Genomic DNA, 5287 nt, shown 5'->3' with positions numbered 1-5287 from the left:
GCTTCCGCCTCAGGCGGCCTGCACCACCCTATCCTCGATGAGCATCGGGATGAAGGGCTCGTCAGGCGCTTCAGGCAGCACATGCGCCCAGGTCAGGATCTCCATGCGGCCGTCGAAATGCTCGACCACGGCGGTGCAGCTCTCCACCCAGTCACCGGTGTTGATATATTGCACGTCGCCATAGCTTTCGATGGCGGCATGGTGGATGTGCCCGCAGATGACGCCGTCGACATGCGAGCGTCGCGCTTCCTCGCTGAGCACCGTCTGGAACGAGCCGATGAAGTTCACGGCCTTCTTGACCTTGACCTTGGCCCAGGACGAAAACGACCAGTAAGGCAGGCCGAGCAGCTGACGCAGCCGCGTGATCACCCGGTTGACCTGCATGGCGGCGTCATAGGCATGGTCGCCGAGATAAGCGAGCCAACGCTGGTTGTGGACGACGGTATCGAACTGGTCGCCATGAATGACCAGCAGTCGCCGGCCATCGGCGGTTTCGTGGATGGCGCGGTCGGCCACGACGATGCCGCCGAAATGCACGCCCTGGAACTGGCGCGCGAATTCGTCGTGATTGCCGGCGATATAGGTGATCGAGGCGCCCTTGCGCGCCTTGCGCAGCAGTTTTTGCACGACGTCATTGTGGCTTTGCGGCCAGTGCCAGCTGCGCCTCAGGCGCCAGCCGTCGACGATATCGCCGACCAGATAGATGATGTCGGCATCGTGGTAGCGCAGGAAATCGATCAGGAAATCGGCCTTCGCCGCTTTCGAGCCCAAATGGACATCGGAAATGAACATGCTGCGGAAAGTGCGGGGCCCTTGGCCTGACATCGGATTCACCCTTGCTTTCGAGCAGCCTATGCCCCGATTCATGCAACAACCGTATGACGGTTGCGATTGGTCCAGCGCTGGCGCTAGCCTGCCGGGCAAATCAAAGGAGAAATCGTCATGGATCTTGGTATCCGCGGAAAGAAGGCCATCGTCTGCGCTTCGAGCAAGGGGCTCGGGCGTGGCTGCGCCATGGCGCTAGCCGAGGCAGGCTGCGACATCGTCGTCAATGGGCGCAATGCGGAGCTGGTCGCCAAAACCGCCGCGGAGCTGCGCCAACGCCATGGCGTGACGGTGACGGAAGTCGTCGGCGACGTTTCGAAGCCGGAGGTACAAAAAGCGTTGCTCGCCGCCTGTCCGGAACCCGACATCCTCGTCAACAACAATGGCGGGCCGCCGCTCCGCGATTTCCGCGAGCTCGATCGTGGAAAAATCCTCGAAGGCGTTACCCAGAACATGGTGACACCGATCGAACTGGTGCAGGCGGTCATCGACGGCATGGCGGCGCGCGGCTTCGGGCGCATCGTCAACATCACCTCGCTGTCGGTCTACGTCCCGATCCCCGGCCTCGACCTCTCATCGGGTGCGCGCGCCGGCCTGACGTCGTTCCTTGCCGGCGTGGCGCGCACGGTGATCGAGCGCAACGTGACCATCAACAGCCTGCTGCCGGGCAAGCTCGACACCGACCGGCTGCGCGGCCCGCACGAGGCCGGCACGCCGGAGGATCCCAAGGCGGCCGCGGCGCGCAAGACCCGCATCAGCGCCGACGTACCGGCCAAGCGGCTCGGCACGCCGGAGGAATTCGGCCAGATCTGCGCCTTCCTGTGCTCTGTCCATGCCGGCTATCTGACCGGACAGAATATACCCGTCGACGGAGGCCTCTACGTTAGCGCGTTTTGACCGGCGAGCCTGCGAAGCAGCGCAACCTGATTTCGCATGAAACATCCGTAACAAACTGATAAATAATGGATTTTGACGCGCCGGCATTTAAAGCTGCCGGCGCGTCAATTAGCGTCGCGAAAAACCTTGGCCTCATGCTAAAAGGACTCCCGAAGCAGGTTTCGAGGAGCGGCCGCATGGAAGGCGAGAACAAGAAAACGGCACGTTCGGACCTCGACGAAGCCGCCCTCTACTTCCACAAGCATCCGACGCCGGGAAAGCTCGAGATCCAGGCGACCAAGCCGCTCGGCAACCAGCGCGACCTGGCGCTCGCCTATTCGCCTGGCGTCGCCGCCCCTTGCCTCGAGATCCGCGACAATCCCGCGACTGCCGCCGACTACACGGCGCGCGCCAACCTGGTCGGCGTCGTGTCGAACGGGTCGGCCGTGCTCGGCCTCGGCAATATCGGGCCGCTGGCCTCCAAGCCGGTGATGGAGGGCAAGGCGGTCCTGTTCAAGAAGTTCGCCGGCATCGATGTCTTCGACATCGAGATCGACGCGCCGGAAATCGAGCGCATGGTCGAGACCGTCGCGGCTCTGGAACCGACCTTCGGCGGCATCAACCTCGAGGACATCAAGGCGCCGGAGTGTTTTGAGGTCGAGGAACGCCTGAAGGCTCGCATGAGCATACCGGTGTTCCATGACGACCAGCACGGCACCGCCATCATCGTCGCCGCCGCCGTGCTCAATGGGCTGGAATTCGCCGGCAAGACCATTTCGGACATCAAGGTCGTCACCTCCGGAGCAGGTGCCGCCGCCCTTGCCTGCCTCAATCTGCTCGTTTCGCTCGGCGTGCGCGTCGAGAACATCTGGGTCACCGACCGTTTCGGCGTCGCCTACAAGGGCCGTGTCGACGAGATGGACCGCTGGAAAGACCCCTATGTAAAGGACACCGAGGCGCGCACGCTGGCCGACGTCATACCGGGCGCAGATGTTTTCCTCGGCCTCTCCGCCGCCGGCGTGTTGAAGCCGGAATTGCTGCAGCACATGGCGCCGAAGCCGTTGATCCTGGCGCTGGCCAATCCCAATCCGGAGATCATGCCGGAACTGGCGCGCGCGGCGCGTCCGGACGCCATGATCTGCACGGGCCGTTCCGATTTTCCCAATCAGGTCAACAACGTGCTTTGCTTCCCCTACATCTTCAGGGGTGCGCTCGACTGCGGCGCCAGCGCCATCAATGAGGAGATGAAGATGGCTGCGGTGCGGGCGATCGCCGCCCTCGCCCGCGAGGAACCTTCCGATGTCGCCGCGCGCGCCTACTCCGGCGAGACGCCGATCTTTGGCCCTGAGTTCCTGATTCCCTCGCCCTTCGACCCGCGCCTCATCCTGCGCATCGCGCCGGCCGTCGCCAAGGCAGCCTGCGACACCGGTGTGGCGACACGGCCGATCACCGACTTCGCCGCCTATATCGACAAGCTCAACCGCTTCGTCTTCCGCTCCGGCCTGGTGATGAAGCCGGTATTCTCCTCCGCCAAGGCTTCCAGCGCCAAACGCGTCATCTACGCCGACGGCGAGGACGAGCGTGTCCTGCGTGCCGCCCAGGTTGTGCTCGAGGAAGGCATCGCCGAACCGATCCTGATCGGCCGCCCGCATGTCATCGAGGTCAGGCTGAAGCGTTACGGCCGGCGCATCAAGCCCGGTGTCGATTTCGGCCTGATCACCCCGGAGGACGATCCGCGCTACCGCCACTATGTCGACCTCCTGATCGAACTCGCCGGCCGCCGCGGCGTGACGACGGAGGCCGCGCGCACCATGGTGCGCACCGACAACACCGTGATCGCGGCGCTGGCGCTCAAGCGCGGCGACGCCGACGCCATGATCTGCGGCCTCGAAGGCCGTTTCGAGCGGCATCTGCGCAATGTGACGCTGATCATTGGGCCGCGCACCGGCATCAAGGACCGGGACCTGTCGACCCTTTCCATGCTGATCTCGCAGCGCGGCATCATCTTCCTCACCGACACTCACGTCTCCGTCGACCCCACGGCCGACGAAATCGCCGAGATGACCGTGCTGGCGGCCGAGGAAATCCAGCGCTTCGGCATCGAGCCGAAGGCGGCGCTGCTGTCGCATTCGGATTTCGGCTCGCGCGATTCGCCGAGCGCCCTGAAGATGCGTCAGGCCGCGGCCATTCTGGCGCGCATCGCACCGGAACTGCAGTGCGATGGCGAAATGCACGCCGATTCCGCTTTGTCGGAGCATCTGCGCCAGCGCGTCTATCCGCATTCACGCCTGAAGGGCGAAGCCAATCTCCTGGTGTTCCCGAACCTCGATTCGGCCAACATCACGCTAACGGCACTGCGCGCCATGATGGATGCCCTGCATGTCGGCCCCATCCTTCTCGGCACCGACAAGCCGGCGCACATATTGACGCCCTCGGTGACCTCGCGCGGCGTCGTCAACATGACCGCACTGGCGGTGGTCGAAGCGGCGCACAAGGCGCAAGCGATCGCCAATCTGGACTGAACTGGCTCTCGCGACCCGATTGATCCAGCCCCGCGTTGGGCGGATCAAGTGTTGCGAGCCCACAACTCTTGATCGAGAAATCCCGCATTGAACGAATGCGGATTTCACGGCACGGATCAATTTGATATGGTCAGGCCGTCTGACTAGGCCGTGAGAATGTCATGAGAGCCCTGTTGCTCGCTTCGGCAATGCTGATTGTGACTGGCGCAGAGGCGTTCGCCGCCGACGCCATCGGGTCCGAGCCGACCGTGCATGACTGGTCCGGCGTCTATGTCGGCGGGCATCTCGGCTATGGTTTTGGCAGCACAGACGCGACCTACAACCTGCCAAACACGCCAACGATCCGGGGCACGCAGGATTATGACACCGACGGCTTTCTGGGCGGTGTCCAGATCGGCTACAATTACCAGGTCAATTCCGCGGTTCTTGGAATCGAGGCCGATATCTCGGGGGCCGATATCAAGGGACATTCCGACGAGATCAATGTCGGCGGAGGTGATGTCTACGACACCAAGGTGGATTGGTTCGGAACGATCCGCGCCAGGGCGGGCTATGCTTTCGACAGCACCCTTGTCTACGGGACTGGCGGCCTTGCTTTCGGAGGCGTCGAAAACCAATATCTCGACGGACCCGCCAACAGCTATTCCGAAAAGAACACCAAGGTTGGCTGGACGATTGGCGCAGGGCTGGAGCAGGCAATCACCGATCATTGGTCGGCAAATGCCGAATATCGATATGTCGACCTGCGGGACCAGACGATCAACTACGCGCCCAACTCCAATACGACCTTCGACAATACGTTCAGTACCGTCAGGATCGGGATGAACTACAAGTTCTGACGGCCGGCCATGCCCATTGCCGCGGCTGACGGGCACCATCGAATGCGCGCCGCTTTTCAGCCGACACAAGATGACTTCCGAAATGGACGATTAACCGCGAACGGCGTAGCCTTGGCCATTACTGGCAAGCGGGATCGAGGCGGATGGCAAGCGGAGGTTTGAAGCAGGCGCATGCTGCCGTGCTGCTCGGCCTCCTGCTGTCCGGCGCGGCGGTCAGCGAGCCGC

The 5287-nt window shown here is 63.0% G+C and carries 4 protein-coding genes; 3 read left to right on the top strand and 1 reads right to left on the bottom strand.

The genetic code is table 11. The annotated features are described in order from the left end of the window. Positions 1-9: 9 nt before the first annotated feature. Positions 10-792: a UDP-2,3-diacylglucosamine diphosphatase gene (locus EOA36_RS26635; RefSeq protein WP_188393844.1), complete on the bottom strand. Its 783-nt coding sequence runs from the start codon at positions 790-792 to the stop codon at positions 10-12. Between the two features lie 150 nt (positions 793-942). Here EOA36_RS26635 and EOA36_RS26630 point away from each other — a divergent pair, with 150 nt between their 5' ends. The 3 genes from EOA36_RS26630 (at position 943) to EOA36_RS26620 (ending at position 5062) form a co-directional block, all read left to right on the top strand. Continuing rightward, a complete protein-coding gene (locus tag EOA36_RS26630) occupies positions 943-1722 on the top strand; it encodes an SDR family oxidoreductase (protein ID WP_027146364.1) in 780 nt (259 codons plus the stop codon). 176 nt (positions 1723-1898) lie between these two features. After that, complete coding sequence (locus EOA36_RS26625) at positions 1899-4223, top strand: NADP-dependent malic enzyme (RefSeq protein ID WP_127280095.1); 2325 nt, start codon at positions 1899-1901, stop codon at positions 4221-4223. A 161-nt stretch (positions 4224-4384) separates the two neighbouring features. Further along, positions 4385-5062, top strand: a complete 678-nt coding sequence (locus EOA36_RS26620; RefSeq protein WP_127280094.1) for an outer membrane protein — start codon at positions 4385-4387, stop codon at positions 5060-5062. Positions 5063-5287: the final 225 nt, after the last annotated feature.

Source organism: Mesorhizobium sp. M8A.F.Ca.ET.021.01.1.1 (assembly GCF_003998025.1).
Classification (GTDB): Bacteria; Pseudomonadota; Alphaproteobacteria; order Rhizobiales; family Rhizobiaceae; genus Mesorhizobium.
This window is presented reverse-complemented; position numbering and strand designations above follow the sequence as displayed.